Annotated in this window: 19 protein-coding genes; 13 read left to right on the top strand and 6 right to left on the bottom strand. The window is 40.4% G+C overall.

Annotated features, from left to right (window positions below; translation table 11 throughout):
- Positions 1-23 precede the first annotated feature (23 nt).
- Positions 24-314 (top strand): YozQ family protein, encoded by a 291-nt coding sequence (locus J2S07_RS14890; protein ID WP_307151208.1) that lies wholly within the window; start codon positions 24-26, stop codon positions 312-314.
- Positions 315-335: 21 nt separating this feature from the next.
- Positions 336-596 (top strand): cold-inducible protein YdjO-related protein, encoded by a 261-nt coding sequence (locus J2S07_RS14895; RefSeq protein ID WP_307151227.1) that lies wholly within the window; start codon positions 336-338, stop codon positions 594-596.
- A 50-nt stretch (positions 597-646) separates the two neighbouring features.
- On the opposite strand, the gene J2S07_RS14900 is transcribed toward J2S07_RS14895, so the two are convergent.
- The 3 genes from J2S07_RS14900 to yhfH all read right to left on the bottom strand — a co-directional run bounded on the left by J2S07_RS14900 (position 647) and on the right by yhfH (position 3,098).
- Complete coding sequence (locus J2S07_RS14900; protein WP_307151209.1) at positions 647-832, bottom strand: hypothetical protein; 186 nt, start codon at positions 830-832, stop codon at positions 647-649.
- Between the two features lie 60 nt (positions 833-892).
- Positions 893-2,707 carry an oligoendopeptidase F gene (pepF, locus tag J2S07_RS14905; protein ID WP_307151210.1) on the bottom strand — a complete coding sequence of 605 codons (1,815 nt, stop codon included), beginning with the start codon at positions 2,705-2,707 and terminating at the stop codon, positions 893-895.
- Between the two features lie 256 nt (positions 2,708-2,963).
- Entirely contained in the window at positions 2,964-3,098 is a 135-nt protein-coding gene (gene yhfH / locus J2S07_RS14910; protein ID WP_307151211.1) for a protein YhfH, read from the bottom strand.
- A gap of 240 nt (positions 3,099-3,338) precedes the next feature.
- Here yhfH and J2S07_RS14915 point away from each other — a divergent pair, with 240 nt between their 5' ends.
- The 4 genes from J2S07_RS14915 (at position 3,339) to J2S07_RS14935 (ending at position 9,156) form a co-directional block, all read left to right on the top strand.
- The gene (locus J2S07_RS14915; RefSeq protein WP_307151212.1) at positions 3,339-5,108 is read left to right on the top strand and encodes an ATP-binding protein; all 1,770 of its coding nucleotides are present in this window, start codon (positions 3,339-3,341) and stop codon (positions 5,106-5,108) included.
- 195 nt (positions 5,109-5,303) lie between these two features.
- The gene (gene fdhF, locus J2S07_RS14920) at positions 5,304-7,370 is read left to right on the top strand and encodes a formate dehydrogenase subunit alpha (RefSeq protein ID WP_370872839.1); all 2,067 of its coding nucleotides are present in this window, start codon (positions 5,304-5,306) and stop codon (positions 7,368-7,370) included.
- Between the two features lie 161 nt (positions 7,371-7,531).
- Positions 7,532-7,960, top strand: coding sequence for a MarR family winged helix-turn-helix transcriptional regulator (locus J2S07_RS14930; protein ID WP_307151213.1), 429 nt, complete (start codon positions 7,532-7,534; stop codon positions 7,958-7,960).
- Positions 7,957-9,156, top strand: coding sequence for an MFS transporter (locus J2S07_RS14935; RefSeq protein WP_307151214.1), 1,200 nt, complete (start codon positions 7,957-7,959; stop codon positions 9,154-9,156). The genes J2S07_RS14930 and J2S07_RS14935 overlap by 4 nt, the downstream gene beginning before the upstream one ends.
- 95 nt (positions 9,157-9,251) lie before the next feature.
- Here J2S07_RS14935 and J2S07_RS14940 read toward each other — a convergent pair whose 3' ends face one another.
- A complete protein-coding gene (locus J2S07_RS14940; protein ID WP_307151215.1) occupies positions 9,252-9,650 on the bottom strand; it encodes a nuclear transport factor 2 family protein in 399 nt (132 codons plus the stop codon).
- Positions 9,651-10,199: 549 nt separating this feature from the next.
- Here J2S07_RS14940 and J2S07_RS14945 point away from each other — a divergent pair.
- The 3 genes from J2S07_RS14945 (at position 10,200) to J2S07_RS14955 (ending at position 13,300) form a co-directional block, all read left to right on the top strand.
- Positions 10,200-11,168 carry an alpha/beta hydrolase gene (locus J2S07_RS14945; RefSeq protein ID WP_307151216.1) on the top strand — a complete coding sequence of 323 codons (969 nt, stop codon included), beginning with the start codon at positions 10,200-10,202 and terminating at the stop codon, positions 11,166-11,168.
- A 305-nt stretch (positions 11,169-11,473) separates the two neighbouring features.
- Positions 11,474-12,262, top strand: a complete 789-nt coding sequence (locus tag J2S07_RS14950) for an SDR family oxidoreductase (RefSeq protein ID WP_307151217.1) — start codon at positions 11,474-11,476, stop codon at positions 12,260-12,262.
- 174 nt (positions 12,263-12,436) lie between these two features.
- On the top strand, positions 12,437-13,300 hold the full coding sequence (locus tag J2S07_RS14955; RefSeq protein WP_307151218.1) for a proline iminopeptidase-family hydrolase: 864 nt from the start codon (positions 12,437-12,439) through the stop codon (positions 13,298-13,300).
- Positions 13,301-13,430: 130 nt separating this feature from the next.
- Here J2S07_RS14955 and J2S07_RS14960 read toward each other — a convergent pair whose 3' ends face one another.
- Both J2S07_RS14960 and J2S07_RS14965 read right to left on the bottom strand, forming a co-directional pair.
- Positions 13,431-13,913: a DUF456 domain-containing protein gene (locus J2S07_RS14960; RefSeq protein ID WP_307151219.1), complete on the bottom strand. Its 483-nt coding sequence runs from the start codon at positions 13,911-13,913 to the stop codon at positions 13,431-13,433.
- Between the two features lie 169 nt (positions 13,914-14,082).
- Positions 14,083-14,208 carry a hypothetical protein gene (locus tag J2S07_RS14965; RefSeq protein ID WP_264191567.1) on the bottom strand — a complete coding sequence of 42 codons (126 nt, stop codon included), beginning with the start codon at positions 14,206-14,208 and terminating at the stop codon, positions 14,083-14,085.
- A 153-nt stretch (positions 14,209-14,361) separates the two neighbouring features.
- On the opposite strand from J2S07_RS14965, the gene J2S07_RS14970 reads away from it, so the two are divergent.
- The 4 genes from J2S07_RS14970 to J2S07_RS14985 all read left to right on the top strand — a co-directional run bounded on the left by J2S07_RS14970 (position 14,362) and on the right by J2S07_RS14985 (position 18,019).
- Positions 14,362-14,676 (top strand): hypothetical protein, encoded by a 315-nt coding sequence (locus J2S07_RS14970; RefSeq protein ID WP_307151220.1) that lies wholly within the window; start codon positions 14,362-14,364, stop codon positions 14,674-14,676.
- An 11-nt stretch (positions 14,677-14,687) separates the two neighbouring features.
- The gene (locus tag J2S07_RS14975; protein WP_307151221.1) at positions 14,688-15,338 is read left to right on the top strand and encodes a YdeI/OmpD-associated family protein; all 651 of its coding nucleotides are present in this window, start codon (positions 14,688-14,690) and stop codon (positions 15,336-15,338) included.
- A gap of 118 nt (positions 15,339-15,456) precedes the next feature.
- The gene (locus J2S07_RS14980; protein ID WP_307151222.1) at positions 15,457-15,837 is read left to right on the top strand and encodes a hypothetical protein; all 381 of its coding nucleotides are present in this window, start codon (positions 15,457-15,459) and stop codon (positions 15,835-15,837) included.
- A gap of 469 nt (positions 15,838-16,306) precedes the next feature.
- Positions 16,307-18,019: a methyl-accepting chemotaxis protein gene (locus J2S07_RS14985; RefSeq protein ID WP_307151223.1), complete on the top strand. Its 1,713-nt coding sequence runs from the start codon at positions 16,307-16,309 to the stop codon at positions 18,017-18,019.
- Positions 18,020-18,108: the final 89 nt, after the last annotated feature.

The following is an 18,108-nucleotide window of genomic DNA, read 5'->3' on the forward strand; positions in this document are numbered from 1 at the left end:
CCTGCTCATAAGGAAGCAGGTTTTTGCGTTTTGATACGCATGATTGCAGAGGATTAAGCGAATGCTATGGAGGATGGAGAAAACAAATGAAAGGGGCAATACCTTTGACAAATAAAAAAGATCAAGAAAGTTCCGGACTGGCTAATCGTTATTATGAGCAAGAGGATTATCAGCGCAATGACCAACTCTCATCAGGTCTTGCCACCACACATGAGCAGGTAAGTGACACACTAGCTGAAGGAGAGATCCATGCAGTCATCGATGATGTGAATGGCAAGGATATTCCCGTTGAAAGAAAAGGTTATGACGAATAAGAAGGCTAAAAATTGGAATATATGCACATACTATTAGAAGTAAGTGTTACATATGGAAAATCATGGTTGAAACTAAAAAGGGGGGCGGTTGCAATTTTTTTTAATCGAAGAGCGCAAGAGGAAAAGCCTGAAGACATTCTCATGGACACAGAGGTTTATTCATGCTCAGATGAGAGCTGTAATGGGTGGATGAGAAAGGACTTTGCTAGCGCCGATTTAAAATGCCCTTTATGCGGAAATGAAACCAATATGGAGATTCGAGAGCTGCCGAAAATCAATTAGAGAAGTTAATAAAAGGTCCACTCCTTACAGGTGTGGACCTTTTATAATGGCTAATTATTTTCACGTTGCTGTCCAATTTCTCCTTCAGCAATGATGGCGTTTGCCGTTTCCAAACGCTCATGCTCATTGACTGAATCTCCTGGATAATTCTTTTGATTTGGAAAAGTCTCAGAACTGATGGTGAACTTTTCCTTCTTTGGGGCATGAGTTAAAAATTCATTTTTGTTTTCTCGCATCGGATTTCACCACCTAAATAAAAGGATTTGCGAGAAAGGGAAATCTTATGCAGATAATTATTATTCGTAGCTTCCTTCAAGGATGTCTACAAGAGAACCTACGTAAGCAACAGCTTTCTTGATTGGCTCAGGTGTGGACATATCAATCCCTGCATGCTTGATAAGTTCAAGCGGCTTCATCGTTCCACCAGCTTTTAATACGTCTAACCAACGATCAACAGCAGACTGTCCTTCTTCCTTGATTTTTTGGGACATAGCTGTTGACACCGTTAACCCGGCTGAATAGGTGTATGGATATAAGCCCATATAATAATGAGGCTGGCGCATCCAGGTTAGGCTTGCTCCTTCGTCGATGACAACTGAATCACCCCAGAAATTCTTTAGCACATTTCCTTTTACTTCACAAAGGAGCTTTGCAGTTAATGGAACTCCTTTTTCAGCTAAGTCGTAGACACGTCTTTGATACTCTGCCTCCAGCAAGTGGGTGACAAAGTTATGGTAGTAGGTTCCAAGCAATTGAAGAACGACCCAGCGCTTCATTTGAAAATCATCTGTGTTTGATAATAAATAATCCCCTAGAAGCATTTCATTCATTGTCGATGGTGCCTCAATGAAATAAAGAGAAGGTCGAGTATTCATGATGCGTTGATTTTTGTTTGCCAGGTAAAAATGTCCAGCATGTCCTAGCTCATGGGCAAGTACGAAGGCACCCCTCATCGTATCTGTCCACGTAATCAAAATGTATGGATGGGAGCCGTACGGGCTTGAGCAAAACGCACCTGTTGATTTTCCAATGTTATCAGCAAGGTCAACCCATCTTTCGGTTAAGCCCTTCTTCATAATTTCCGCATATTCCGGACCCATTACCTTCAAAGCTTCTAAAATCGTCTGGCTTGCCTCGTCATAGGTAGTTTTCGGATTAAATTCTGGATCTAATGGTGCTTTCAGGTCACAAAAACGCATTTCATCTAAGCCGAGAACTTTTTTCTTAAGCTCGGCGTAACGGCGCATATGTGGAGCTAATTCCTTTTGAATGACATCGAGCTGATTGTGGTACATCTCGAGCGACACCTGCTGTGGATGGAGAAGCATCTCCGTTACGGATTCAAATCCTCTTAAACGAGCCATTGTAACCTGTTTTTTCACTTCTGTTGCATAGGTCGTAGCAAATGTATTTTTATAATGCTTCAGCGTCTCAACAAAGGATTCAAAGGCTTTGCGACGTGTGTGAGTACTTGGTGAAAATTCATAACGGTCCTCAAATAAAGCAAAGGAGTTCGGCAATTCATTTCCTTCTTCATCTTGAATAGAAGCAAACTCCATATCGGCTAGTTTACTTGTTTGATAAATGGCGTATGGTGCGCTATGTACATCACCTAATGCCGCTAAAACCTCTTCAGTTTCAGGGGATAGACGATATTTTTTTCCATCTAATAGATCCTTCAGATTTCTTTCAAAGGGCTTCAAACCCTCTTCTTCTGACAAAAAGTCTTCTAATTGCTCACTTGGGATTTGAAGAATTTCAGACTCAATGAACGAAAGTGTTGAATCGACATTTGATCGTAAGTCACCAATAATGGATGCATTTCCTTGGTTTACAGGATCAGTGCCATCTCCGGATTGGAGAAGGGATGCATAAGTACTTACAAGTACTAATTTCATCATCAGCTTCTCCTGCATCTCCAAGCATTCTAACAGGGTGCCCGCACTTTCGTGTAACCGTCCTTTATAGGCCGCAAACGATGTAAGCTCTTGTTTAATATCTTCTATGGCAGCTTCCCATTCTGTCGTCGATGAAAATAGGTCTTCCAGTTTCCATGTTAATTCGACAGGTACTTCTTCTCTTTTTAAACGTTTCACAGTAGTTGTCGTCATGAAATCTCCTCCTTAAAATTTTTGTATTTTAATATACTGTCTTCTACGTGTACGTTCACTAAGATATTCGTAACCGAATAAAACCCGTTCACGCACACGTAAAAGGCTAGGGTATATTCGGGATTTATTTCGTTTCCCTAATTAAATATACCATAAAGTAAGGATGAAAATATATATTTTTCTAAATATTATCAATTGAAAAACAAAAGAAGCAATGGGGCATATTAGCGCTCCATTGCTTCTTTTGGACAAATACTTATTCTGCTCTCTTTGAAAGGCAGCGGTCGCATTCCATTAGGTAGGATTCAGCTTGTTCCTTCACAACCTGACCGCACTCAGGGCAAACCTTTTTCGGTAAATTACGGAAAAATTCAACTGGGCTTTGCATCATTTTATTCTCCATCCTTTCATAATACAGTTATTATCGTTTCAATCTGTTATAGTACAGTATACACGAAAATCGAAAAATGTGTACACTTTTTTTGAAAATTTTAAAATATTTCTTTAAAGCATTGATAAGGTTATTTGTAAAACAATAAGAAAGCTCTCCTAAATAAACATTTTTCTTTTAAGAACATTCACTTTCCATTACAATCAAGGTAGAAAGATTTGAAACAAGGACTGATGCTGAATGGATCATTTGCTCACATCACTAAATCCCATACTTACAATCACAGCCATCTTTTTAACGATGATGGCAACCTATTCTGCCTTAGATATGTTCTCCATGCTTAGGTCGTCAGAACGGAATAAGCCATTATTATTCCTAGGCGGCACGCTTTCCCTTAGTTTTGGTATATGGATAATGGGCTTTATGCTTGCATTAGATGTGACCAATTCAGCAAATTATAACTTGCCAATCACTTTGCTTGCCATTTTAGTGGGGATCTGTTTTTCGGGGATGTCGTTTTATGCAGTTTCTGTTACGAGCATTTCGTTTAAGCATTTAACCGTTGCCAGCTTTTTGATGACAAGTGCTGTTTTTTCGATTCATATCATTGGAATGCTTGGCTTGCAGCTAACGCTAAAGTATGACCCGTATATTTTATCCGTGACGGCTTTTTTAGTTTTTATTTCTTTTTACTTTGTTTTTTGGCTCCTCCACGGTTCGAAAATTGGGAGTCAACATCGCAATGCTTGGATACGTCCTGTCTGTGCGTTAATCATTACCGGAGCAGTGGTAGAAGGTCACTTTTTGTTAATGAAAGCTTCTTCCTATTACCAAGCGGAACTCCACAGAATCAGTGAACCATTCCAGCAGAGCTTTCTCATGTACACCATCCTGTTTATCGCGATTCTAATTTTGAGTGGGCTGATAGGCTCCAGTGCTCTCGTTAGCAAAAGGCTAGCGATTTCAGATTCGAATCTGAGCGATATAAAGGCGGCTCTTGATGAATCCTCCATTGTCGCTATAACAGATGCAAAGGGTATAATTACGTATGTGAATGATAAATTTGTGGAGATTTCTCAATATAGTCGAGAGGAGCTCCTCGGACAAAATCATCGAATTCTGAATTCCGGCTATCATTCCCCTGATTTCTTCAAATCCTTGTGGAGAACAATTGGAAAAGGGGAGGTTTGGAAGGGGGAAATACGTAACAAAGCAAAGGATGGCTCCACCTATTGGGTAGCGACAACCATTGTCCCTTTCTTAAATAGTAAGGGGAAGCCCTATCAATATGTGTCGATTCGAACGGACATTACGGATCGGAAGCGAACAGAGGAAATTTTGCATCGCCAGGATAAGCTTGCAGCCGTTGGTCAGCTCGCTGCAGGAGTGGCCCATGAAATTCGCAACCCGCTCACTTCCATGAAGGGGTATGCTGAATTTTTGCTTGAGGATGAGACAGATGAGCAGAGAAGAGAGTTCGTAGAAATTATTCTAGATGAAATTAACCGGGTCAATCATATCGTGGAGGATTTCATGGTTCTAGCAAAGCCGAAAGCCGCCCAGCTGCAGGAAAAAAATATTATTCCTCTTATTAAGAATGTCTTGGCTCTCTTAGAATTTGAAGCTAGAAAGAAAAAGGTCCAGATGCACTTTGAGGCAAACGAAAACATTGTACAAATTGAATGTGATGAGGACCGCTTAAAGCAGGTGTTTTTGAACTTTATCAAGAACGGAATTGAAGCGATGCCGCATGGAGGAGACATTACCGTAAAAGTTCAGGTCCTGAATAGCCAAGTTCAGATTTCAATTCAGGACACAGGAATAGGGATTCCAGCGGACAAGCTTAAGAAGATCGGGGAACCTTTTTTCACGACAAAGAAAGATGGAAACGGTCTTGGTCTAATGGTAAGCTACAAAATCATTGAAAGTCATAACGGTACCGTATATATCGAAAGTGAATTAAATAAAGGAACAACCTTTAATATTGTTTTACCAGCCCACACTGCCTAGCTTCGTGGGCTGTTTTTATAGGCACACACGTCCTCTACACTAAATGGCCAAACAGCCCATGGAATAGATGTCCCTAATGTAAAGCAAGGCTTTATGCATATTCTTAACGAAATATTCGATTTTTTCCCTAAAAATCGTCAAAATTTTTATCCTATTTTCGATAGAATGGAGGAAAGGGATTAGGAGGGGATACAGTTGACAAATACAGATACAAAAATTGTCAAGACGATTTGTGGTTATTGTGGTACAGGCTGTGGGCTTCTTGTCGAAGTAAAGGATAATCTCATTACCCGCATTAGAGGCGATAGAGATGCTCCTGTTAACAAGGGACAAACCTGCGTCAAAGGTGCGCTTGCTTATAAATACGTTCATGCAAAAGAGCGCCTTACAGCACCGCTTATCCGAAAAGGTGGAGAGCTTGTTGAAACGACATGGGAAGAGGCGCTTGAGTATATCGCTGGAAAGCTCTCACAGATTAAGACTAATTTTGGTCCCAATGCGATTTCGATGTTTGCATGTGCACGGACAACGAATGAATCCAATTATGTCACCCAAAAATTTATGAGAGCAGCTATCGGCAGCAATAATATTGATGGCTGCAACCGAACGTGACACGCTCCAAGTGTTGCCGGTCTGGCAACGGTATTTGGAAGCGGATTCCCAACCAATACGCTTGAGGATTTCGATGAAGCGGATATGCTTTTATTAATGGGCTCCAACACAACGGAAGCTCATCCGATTATTGCAAATAGAATGAAGAAAGCCGTGAAACAGGGCCTGAAAATCACCGTTGTCGATCCTCGAAAAATTGAGATGGTAAAGGTATCTCATCGCCATCTACAAATCGAGGTTGGTTCTGATATCGCCCTGATGAATGGGATGATGCATGTCATTATTAATGAAGGATTGTATGATGCCACATGGGTTGAGGAGCATACAACTGATTTTGAGCGTCTTAAGGAACAGGTGAGGACCTATACACCTGAATATACTTCGATGATCACCGGAATAAGTGAGTCGGAAATCGTTGCAACTGCACGGGAATATGCAACTGCAGAGAATGCGATGATCGCTTACACACTCGGAATTACTGAACATCATTGTGGAGTCAATAATGTCTTTGATATTGCTAATTTGGCTCTACTCACTGGTCATATCGGCAAGCGAGGAAATGGCATCATGCCGCTTCGAGGACAGAATAATGTCCAAGGTGCTGGAGATATGGGCTGTTTGCCAAATTTAATTACCGGAGGGCGTCCGATAACTGATGATGAATATCGTGGTCGGTTTGAAGAGCATTGGGGTGTAAAGATTAATCCTCATGTTGGCGATACGCAAACGAGGACCTTTGAGCGAATGGAAAATGGGGAGGTCAAAGCCCTATATATTGTCGGGGAGAATCCGCTTTTAGCCGATGTACATTTGAATCATACGGAGAAGCTTTTTGATAATCTAGACCTTTTGGTCGTGCAGGACATTTTCTTAACGGATACCGCTCGAAAAGCAGACGTAGTTTTACCAGCAAAATCATGGGGGGAGGTAGAAGGCACCTATACGAACACCGATCGAAGAATTCAAAGGGTAAGGGAAGCAGTGGTTGCTCATCCAAATGTGCGTGAGGACTGGGAAATCCTCTGTGACTTGTCTCGCCGTCTCGGCTATGATATGAACTATTCGAGCAGTGAGGAAATTTGGGAGGAAATCCGCCTTCTTGCTCATGAGATGTATGGTGGTATCAGTTACTCACGTTTGGAAAAAGAGTACTCTCTTCACTATCCATGCCCAAGTGAGGATCACCCAGGAACCTTCGTGCTGCATGAGCGATTCTATCAACCAGTCGAAGGGGGTAGCAAGAAGGCACCGTTTGTTCCGGTTTCCTATACACCGCCAATGGAAATGCCAGATGAGGAATATCCATTTACATTAACGACGGGAAGAAGATTGGAAAGCTATAATACCCATACGCAAACAAGGCATTATGCGGACGGGGCAAAGATTAAGCAAGCAGAAGAAAGGGTTGATATTCATCCTCAGGATGCGGAGGGCTTAGGTATTACCGATGGCGAACTTGTTGAGGTTAGTTCAAGGAGAGGCAGACTAGAGGTGAAGGCAAAGGTAACGGAGCAGGTTGTTCCAGGACTTGTCTTCATGAGCTTCCACTGGAGTGAGGTTCCAACGAATGTATTGACACTCAATGAGTATGATCCAATCTCCGGCACAGCGGAATATAAAGCCTGTGCGGTGAAAATTCGGAAGCTATAATAAGGTGAAACGGTCGTCAATTTGATTTTTGGCGACCGTTTTTTTGCGTTTTCAAACAGGGTGAATGGGTTCTAGCCAACTTGACCAATTTAAAAAAAGGAAGTATAGTAATATTCGTTGTGGTTACCCAGGGTAACTAATTTCTTTGAGGAGGGCTCATCATGCAATATTTTTTTCAACGTTATATACGACTTTATCGGTCCATTATAAGTAAACTCAATGAGATTCTTGGGGAACATGAACTTTCTTTTTCCTTATGGGAGGTACTTCACTATGTGAAAAACAATGGACCTTCACCGCTGGTAGAGATTGCCGATTATTATCATGTCGAAAAGCCTTCCATCACAAGAAGAGTCCAGCGTTTGAAGGGACAGATGCTGGTTGAAGTTGTATCTAGTAGTGACGGGCGTGAAAAAATGATTCAGTTATCAGACTTAGGTCAGGAGGTATACACAGTATGCCGCAGGAAAATAGACGAGTTTGAGGATGTCGTATTGAAAGATATTCAAGACGTTGAAAAAAAAATGCTGCTTCAAATCCTTCCGAAAATACAAGAAAATATTCTAAACGAAGAGGTAGAATGGGAATGACAAAACCAAAATTGTTGACAAAGGATTTCTTAATTGTCTCAGCAGCGAACTTTTTTCTTTATTTTACATTTTATTTATTAATGGTAACTATTACCATATTTGCATCAGACGAATTCCACGCTTCACCTAGTGAGGCGGGTCTAGCTTCAGGCATTTTTGTGATCGGGGTGTTAATCGCACGTCTTTTTACAGGAAGGTCGATCGACAAGGTTGGCTGGAAAAAAACACTTTATCTCGGCCTCCTGTTCTTTTTAATTACGACCTGCCTGTATTTCTTTGTTAATAATATGACGACACTTTTGATTAACCGTTTTTTGAACGGGGCATCGATGGGAATGGCTTCGACAGCAACAGGGACGATCGTTGCAAAAATCATCCCCAATGAAAGACGAGGGGAAGGGACGGGCTACTATGCCCTAAGTGTCGTCCTTGCCGCTTCTGTGGGCCCTTTTTTAGGCATGTTACTTATTCATTATGCGGGATTTTCTATCAACTTTGCCTTATGTATCTTGCTAATCGCCTTCAGCTATATCTCCGTTTTCTTTTTGAAGATTCCAAAAGTACAATATTCAAAGGAACAATTAGAGAAGATGAAGGGATTTTCTCTTCACAGTTTCTTTGAGGTAAAAGCGATACCGATTTCCATCATAGGTATTTTCATCGGGTTAGGCTATTCTAGCATTCTTACATTTCTTAGTTCCTATACAAAGGAAATCAATTTAGTAGAAGTTGGCAGCTTCTTTTTTATCGTTTATGTAGTGTTTGTTTTAGTATCAAGACCTTTTACAGGCCGTTGGTTTGATGAAAAAGGGGAAAATATGATTATGTATCCATCTATCTTACTATTTGCTCTTGGTTTGTTTGTCTTAAGTGAGGCACATCATGGCTTTGCGCTATTACTAGCAGGAGCTCTAGTAGGTCTCGGGTACGGAACACTTTCTGCCAGCGGTCAGGCGATTTCCATCAAAGTTTCCCCGAAGGAACGAGTGGGCCTAGCAACTTCAACTTGGTTTATCTTTTTCGACGGCGGGGTGGGTATCGGACCAACCATTCTTGGGGCTATTGTTCCGATTCTTGGATATCGCGGTCTGTATATGACCATGTCCATCGTACTTCTTGCTTGTCTATTTCTATATTATCTTTTACATGGTAGAAAAGCGGTGAAAAAGGGAAATCAAGTGATCCAGGCTAGTTAATTATGAGTAGTCACGATGCTCCAACCAGGAGACATAGAAATAGAAGGAGCCTTTCAACCTGAAAAATGTTGGTTGAAAGGCTCCTTTATTTTTTGTTAGAACATGCCATGCTCATTGAGAGAATCCTCTGGGATCGGCTGACCGATATCCCATAATTCCACAATTTTGTTATCATGGAAGCGGAAAATATGTACTACAGCTGCACCTCGATCTGTGGGATTCTGCCTCAGATGGGAGTGCACCGCAACTGTAGTGCCCTCTTGTATCGCCTGTTTGACCGCAAAGATTTTGTTCGGGCTATCCTTGGCACTCTCCTCCATTCCAGCCATAAGCGAACTAGCATCACCACCGAAATAGGGGTTATGATGACGAAAATCAGACCCGATGTATGTCTCATAGGCTTCTCGAACCCGTCCGGAAGCTACAAGCTGTAAAAAGGCAACGGCTTTCTCTTTGAGCGACTCATTAGATGAAAAATTTTTCTCTGTACTCATCTCATTTTTTCCTTTCATTGATAGATTGACTAGAAGTTTAGTGGATATTGAGCATGATGTCAATTGTTAGAGGCGGACCGTTAGGAAGGATAGCAATGGCGACAAGTTCATCAGGATTTCCGAGGAAGTTGTCGTCATAGGGCAGCAATGACGACAGGAACATCGTGATCAGTAGGCAAGTTGTCGTCATAGGGGAGGAATGACGACAGGATTATCGGAATTAGTAAGCAATGTGTCGTCATAGGGGAGGAATGACGACAGGATTATCGGAATTAGTAAGCAATGTGTCGTCATAGGGGAGCAATGACGACAGAAACATCGGAATTAGTAGGCAATGTGTCGTCATAGAGAAGCAATGACAGCAGAAATCATCAAGAATTAACACATTGACACTATTGAATTCTTCTATTGTGCTTGTCTCACCTTACTCTAACCATAAACCTACCCAAAGAAGGCTTCTTAATATTTGAAAATTTGTAATTGATAGATTAATAATAGTAGAATAGATTTATCAAAAATGAGGGGACATATGGGTAGGAGAGAATGCGGATGAAGAAAAAGATAATCATAATATCAGCAATCGTAGTTATTTTAATAGGGGTTGCTTATGGGGCTGTGGGGAATTATTTTTATAACTATGCTTTGAATGCAAATGATGAAAAGGAGTTCCTAGAGGGAAATCCGCATTTAGAAGAAAGCGAAGCGGTAATCGCTGAGGTAGCGGAAGAGGCAAAGCTAGCGGACGAACAATTTAAGCTTGAGCATCCACCATCAGAGCTATCCATCATTTCCAATGATAAGTTAAAGTTAAAGCTACATGCTGATGTCTATCAAAACGATAAAGCTAAAACGAAATGGGCCATTGTCACCCATGGTTATACCGCGGATGCAGCAAGCATGACAAGATGGGCTCGCCATTTCTATGAACAAGGATTTCATGTTTTGGCTCCTGATCTTCGTGGTCATGGGAAGAGTGAGGGAAATTATATTGGAATGGGCTGGCATGACCGTCTTGATATGCTGCAATGGATTAATGAAATTATTCAAATAGATAAAAATGCGGAAATCCTGTTATTTGGGATCTCGATGGGGGGAGCAACCGTGATGATGGCCTCAGGTGAAGAGCTGCCGCCTAATGTTAAAGTTATTGTAGAGGACTGTGGCTACTCTTCTGTTAGTGAGGTATTTATTTACCAGCTTGATGATTTGTTCGGTTTACCGGAGTTTCCGGTTATTCAAGCGGCTAATACAGTTACAAACATCCGGGCTGGATATGATTTGTATGAAGCCTCTGCCGTTCGTCAGGTTGCTAAAAGCAAGACTCCAACCCTTTTTATCCATGGGGATGAGGATCGCTTTGTTCCGTACGAAATGCTAGACGAAGTATACAATGCAGCGCCCGTCGAGAAAGAAAAGCTGGTCATCGAGGGTGCTGGCCACGGAGACGCGGAGAAAGTGAATCCAGAGCTATACTGGAATACCATTTGGGGTTTTGTTGGAAAATATATAGAGCTTTAGTTTCTGGAAGATTTTATCTTAAGAGATACGCAGAAATCTCCCGATATTTAATCGATCATTAACAGTTTGTTCATCATTTGTTCATGTTTTATCTCTATGATGAATACATGCATAGCAAAGCTTTAATTTTTCATACCCCCCTTTTTAAAATACCCGCCAAGCTGGTCGGGTATTTTTTGTGTCTTAATCATTAAATCTATATAGACAAGTATTCGTTCAGAATTTCTTACAAGAAATAGTTTTATATTTGTTAAGAAAATGGGTGTACAATAGATAGTGACAAATTTTAAGGAGGCTCTAGAAAAATGGAACTGGGTCTAAAAAGTAAAGCTGTACTTGTGCTCGCTTCAAGCAAAGGGTTAGGCAAGGCCATTGCAATGGAATTCGCCAAAGAAGGCGCCAATGTGATGATCACAAGTCGAAACGAAGAACTTTTACATATAGCAGTAGAGGAAATAAGAGAAGAGACGGGTGCCCATGTACATGCGCATGTTTGTGATATAAAAAAAGCCGACCAAGTCAAAGAACTGGTTCAAAAAACAGTCGAAGCTTTTGGAACAGTCGACGTATTGGTGAACAATTCTGGTGGTCCTCTTGGAGGCAGCTTTGATGATATGGATGATGAAAAATGGATAGATGCTTTTGAATTAACGTTGCTGAGCTATATCCGAGCCATTCGTGAAGTTCTTCCCTATATGAGAAAACAGCAGAGGGGACATATTGTGAATGTAGCTTCCACCTCGTTCAAGCAGCCGATTGAAGGCTTGCTCCTATCCAATACATTTCGCACGGGAATCACAGGTCTATCAAAAACCTTATCGCAGGAATTTGCACAAGATAATATTTTGATTAATACGATAGGTCCGGGAAAATTTGCAACCGATCGTGTCATCGAAATTGACCGACTTCAGGCTGAAAGTAAAGGGAAAGGCTTCGAGCAGTTTCAACAAGCTTCTCAAAAAGCTATTCCAATCGGGCGATATGGAGACCCAAGCGAATTTGCGAAAGCGGTCGTGTTTCTTAGCTCTGGGGCAAACACCTATATTACAGGTCAAGCCATTCTTGTTGATGGCGGTGCAACAAAGGCGTTGTAGAAGCCATTTCCGATTGGAGGAAATCGCCTATCGATAGGGAAACCCTAAGTGGAAATAGAGAAAAATCTGTCCTAGTGCGGGCAGATTTTTCTATAATTGATTTGCTATAATGGTGAAACAAGCCGTTTGAATATTTTTGCATTTTTTACCATTTATCATAAAGGAGAGAAACATATGTCCATGAACGAAGGATTTGTAGAAGTTACTGGTGGGAAGGTATGGTACCAAATTCACGGTCGCCAAACCAAGAAAACTCCTGTCATCATTCTTCACGGTGGGCCAGGCTCATCCCACTATTCACTGCAGGGTTTAAGAATATTGGCCAATGAGCGGCCCGTTATTTTTTATGACCAACTTGGCTGCGGGAAATCGGAAAGACCGGATGATCCTTCATTATGGAAAATTGAACGTTTCGTAGAGGAATTAGGGCAAGTACGTGAAGCACTCGGTCTTGATCAAGTACATATTCTTGGGCATTCATGGGGGACTACATTAGCTGCTGCCTATCTTCTAACCAAGCCAATGGGTGTGCGAAGTGTGATTTTTTCCAGTCCATGCTTAAGTGCTCCCCTTTGGGCGGAGGACCAGGAGCGCAATCGGGTGCTTCTACCAAAGAGTGTTCAAACAACTTTAAGCGCCTGTGAAAAAAATGGGACAACCAACTCGGAGGAATATAGGGAGGCAACAGAGGAATTCAATAAGCGTTTTGTTTGCCGACTCGATCCGATGCCAGCATTTTTAAAGGAAGGGGCCAAATTTAAAAATCCTGAGATTTACAATATCATGTGGGGTCCTTCAGAGTTTCATGTTACTGGAAACCTGAAAAACTTTGATTGTACGGCGAAGCTTAAGGATATCCATATCCCTGCGTTGTATACATGTGGCCGCTATGACGAAGCAACACCTGAAACGACAGAATATTATCGAAGCCTTACTCCAAATGCGAAATTTCATGTGTTTGAAAAAAGCGCACATATGCCCTACTTGGAGGAAATGGAAGAATATGTGAGGGTGGTGAGGGAGTTTCTTAAGGATTGATTTTGAAAAGCCAGTAAAAGTAAGTCGAGTGGCTTGATTACTGGCTTTTATTCTAAATCGAGGAAGTACCAAGTCCCTTGGAACTAGATGTTAATTTCAAAAGAAGTCTCGATTAATGGAATCGAAGTCTTTAAAAAACAACATCCAGTACAAAAACAGCGATCATGATCAATTGGATCAACGCTTTGGCGAGGGTACCACTTAAGAACGCCACCAAGGTAGCAGTGGCAACCTTTAAGGAGGCTTCTGCCGTATTCTTTTGCATCAATTCGGTTAGAAAAACAAGCGCAAATGGAATAATCAGAATCCCAAATGGAGGTAGTACAAAGCTTCCGATAATTAGTCCGATGGTGGCAGCTCTCATGCCCCACTTCGACCCGCCTGCCTTATCGACAAAATGGAGATTCGCCAAGAAGTCCGCCAGAAACAATAGAACGGTTAATAGGACAAACATTGTCCAAGAAATCCAACTCAGTTCATTCGAATTTATCGCAAAGTGATACAGGACGATGCCAATCCAAATCATTAACACGGAAGGAATGATGGGATAGATAAGGCCAACAAAACTGAAAATAAAACAGACTATGATTAATAGCCAAAACAATATATCCATGGGTAAGTCACCTCTTTTTCTATTATAATCGAAATCATTAAGGGGGAAATCATGAAGATGAGGCAGAAAAAATAGAAGTTTTCCGACAGCAACAAATGGAGGATAAATACTATTATAAGTGATAAAAAGGCAGAAGTCGTAATTTCTGCCTTTATCATGCCACATTAGACTACTTTCTTTTTTGACTCTTCAATTTGTTCATCTCAAGCTCAGCAGCATATTCTTCTTGTGATTTCCCTTGCTTTTGACTCTCAGATTGAATCTTTCTGAATTTATTATCATTTAGATTTGGCATGAAGACACCTCCTTTTGAACATTGATATTTTGTACCTCGGGAACAGGATTATTCACCTACAAAACGGTAATTATTGCTCAAAGAAAGAAAACATCTGATACAATGATTGAAAAGTAATAATATAAGGACAGAAACTACAGAGGAGGAGTCTGAATGATCGGTTTGCTGAATGTTGGCAGTCTTTTGCTTGGAATCATAGCTTGGATACTTCCGGTGGTTAACCTTGCGGGGTATAAAAAAAATAACCGGAGTAATTGGGTCACGCTTTCCATTTTGAGTGTCAGTGCTTGTGCCATTTCCTTAAGCTTTCAGATTTTCTATCACTATCATCTCGTATTGATTGAGGATTGGTCTGCTATGATGGATATAACTGGTGCTGTGGCGAGTGCCGCCGCCATCCTTCTTATCGTTACCATCCTTCTAAATACCCTTACTTTGATGGTCTATCGTTCCAGAACTATACAATAAAGGAGTTAATGATGACAATTATCAATAAATTAAATCTCAATAAATATCAAAATATGGCTGTCCTCCATCAACCAAGTGACTATGATTTGTTTGATGGATATCAGACGGTTTTATCAAAGAATCATGATGCAATTTTCGTCTTTGTCGAAACAATCGAAGAAATGGTGAAGCATACTCAAAACATTATTAAAAAGCAATCGTTAATGGAGAAAGGCTATTTATTTTTCGCCTATCCAAAAAAAGGGAATAAGAAGTATGAAACCTTTGTTCACAGAGATGAAATTTTCCCGGCAATGAAGGTAGATGAAGATGGATATGTGGACAATAGTGATTTGAAATTCTCACGGATGGTGAGTATGGATGATGTCTTTACGGTCGTTGGCTTAAAGCGTGAAAAAAAGAAAGCTATAAAATCATCAGCGGCGAGTCAATGTGTAGCGGACTATGAGGATCATGTAAAAGACGTAGAAGAACTCTTAAAATATTATCCCAATGAACTCAAATTTTATCAAGAACTGACACCGGGCTACAAAAAAGACTGGGCTCGTTATATTTTCTCTGCAAAGCAACAGAAAACCCGTGAAAAACGCCAAGCACAAATGGTTGACATATTATCTCAAGGATATAAAACCATTGAATTATATCGTCAAAATAAGAAATAGAGTTTTGATTGGAAAATGATAGGCAAATTCTCCCCGCCTTTTTAAGGACAATAGGCATATCCCTATTGAAATCCTAATATGATGGAATATCTAATAGTTGGGGGAGGTTGCCTTGTAAATGAAGATCATACTGACAAAAGAGATGCTAGCTCATTACTTGGAACTAAATAAAAGGAAAAAAGAAATTGAAGCAGAGCTAGAAGAATTAAAGAAGACGTTTATTCAATATTTTGACGAGTCTGTTGGAAAGAATGTCAAAGGTGAGGTTCTTATAAGGGACTACAAACTGCAAAGGCAAATTAGAAAGATTGAAAAATATGATCAGGAAACGACCTTGAGGAGATTGGAAGAGCTTAATCTAAATGACCTCATAAAAAAGAGCCCTGATGAGAAGAAAATCAAGTCGGCTATCGATTTAGGTATTTTACAAGAAGAAGAGTTGAAGGATTGTAAGATTGTGAATACTTCTCAGGCGATTTATGTGAAAAATGTAGATTGATTTTCATAGAAAAGGTACTTAACATCAAGCATACTTTTTGTAAGAAATGAACTCCTAGCCTCTGTAAAAGAGAACTAGGAGTTTTTTGTTATTATTCAAGGTGGTCTAACACGTTCCTATCATCCAAACTAAATCTACCGGGAGTCCAGTTTGGAAGAAGTCCATAACCTCCAATGATTTGTCCCTCTAATTCGACAATTTTCTGTAGAAAATTCCTGGCAAGGGTAATAGAGCGCTAAAATATTACCTGTTGACTGAATAAAAAGACCTATCAAAATATTCACATAATTTAAAAAATGTGTTAACATATTTTTAGAAATAGAGATTTTTACCCTTTAATCAATACTTCTTCTTGTTTGACATTTCAGACCGATCCACCCTATTAAAAAGCTTTCTATCCCTATTAAATTCTGAAATACCAACAGGAACCCCCCAATCTATCCAATACATTTTTAAAGGAGAAATCATAATGATGAAATGGTTGAACAATAGAAAGCTAGGTACAAAGCTTTATTTAATTTTAATTGCAGCTGTTTTGGGGATTATAGTTAATAGTGGGGTATTTGTCTATGAACTTAACAGCACAGCTAAACAGCTAAAAAAGGAATTATATGATGAGCTTTTTCAATCTACTTTCTTACTTTTAAACGCAGACCGCGACTTTTATCAGGCTAATCAAGCTTTATCAAACTATCTTGCAGAGCGTTCATCCTCTAGGCAAGTCTCAGATGAGTATCGAAAGAGCTACGAGGACAATCTTTCACAGGTAAAAGAAAGAATAAATTCCGCTAAGGAAATCATTCTAGCCGACAATGCCATCGATAGTTCCAAGGTAGAATCCCAGTTTAATGCCTTTTTTGATGATTTAGCAACATGGGAAACTAAAACGAATCAACTTTTTCAAGATACCAACGCATCTGTTACAGCATTAGGGAACTTGAATAGTGAATTTAATTCCACCCGGGAAAAAATTGACTCAATCCAACAAAACTTGGAGTCGTCAGCCCTCAGTATGGTAGAGGCTATGGATAAAGAAAATAAGTTAACGATCAATGCAGGGATCATTATCATCGTTATTTTAGCAGTGCTGTTATTTACAGTAGGAATTCTTTTTATTCGAAGCGTGATGAATCCGATAAAGAAGCTTGTGGAAATTAATCAGAGAGTAGCAGAGGGTGATTTACAGGTAGAGCTTATTGATTTGCAACGCAAGGATGAGGTAGGAGATCTAGCGCTCTCATTTAATAGAATGATCGATAATTTACGGAAGATGGTCAGTCGTATTCAGGAGGTCTCTCAAAATGTGAACAGTCAGAGTGTCGGGCTTACATTGTCCTCGGCTGAGGTTACCCTAGGTGCAGAGCAAATCGCTTCCACATTAGAGCAGCTATCTTCTGGTGCAGAAAATCAGGCAAATCTATCCAGTGAAATTTCAAAATTGATTGAGGAGCTAAATATCCAGATAAGAGAATCCAATCAAGAGGGTGAAATGTTAAGAAATTCATCTGAGGAAGTTCATGAAATGTCAGGTAAAGGGAAAGAACAGATGGAGCATTCTGTAGAGCAAATGAAGGAAATCACAGCTGTTGTCACAGATTCAGTTGAAAAAGTGAAAGGCTTAGATCAAAAGTCTCAAGAAATTTCGACGCTGGTAGATGTCATTCAAAATATTGCTGACCAAACGAACCTCCTTGCCCTGAACGCAGCCATTGAAGCAGCTCGCGCAGGGGAATCAGGAAAAGGATTTGCGGTGGTAGCAGAAGAGGTCCGGAAATTAGCTGAGCAAGTCCGGAGTTCAGTTGTAGATATAACTGGCATCATTCATGGTGTTCAGCATGAAACAAAGATGGTCGTGGAATTATTAGAAATGGGATATGACAAGGTGGAGTCTGGTTATAAGCAAATCCAAATTAGCACAGAGCATTTTGAAGCGATTAACCTTGCTATGGCAGATATGTTGGAACGAATTCAAAATGTAACAGCCAACCTAACAAAAATCGCAAAGAATAGTGAGCAAGTCAGTCAGCATGGACAGGAGGTTGCTGCGACATCAGAACAAGCAGCTGCAGGGATTGAAGAAAGCTCTGCTACAGCTCTTCAGCAAAGCTCCACCGTACAAGAAATCTCTGGAAGTGCGGAAAAATTGTTTCAATTATCAGAGGAACTAAATGAAATGGTATGAGTAAAATTAATGTGGGCAAAAATTAAACCCCTTCATTTGGGTAAGGACCGTTAGGTCCTTACCCAAATGAAGGGGCCACCAAGCGAAAG

Source organism: Anoxybacillus andreesenii (assembly GCF_030813005.1).
In the GTDB taxonomy this organism is placed as follows: Bacteria; Bacillota; Bacilli; order Bacillales; family Cytobacillaceae; genus Robertmurraya; species Robertmurraya andreesenii.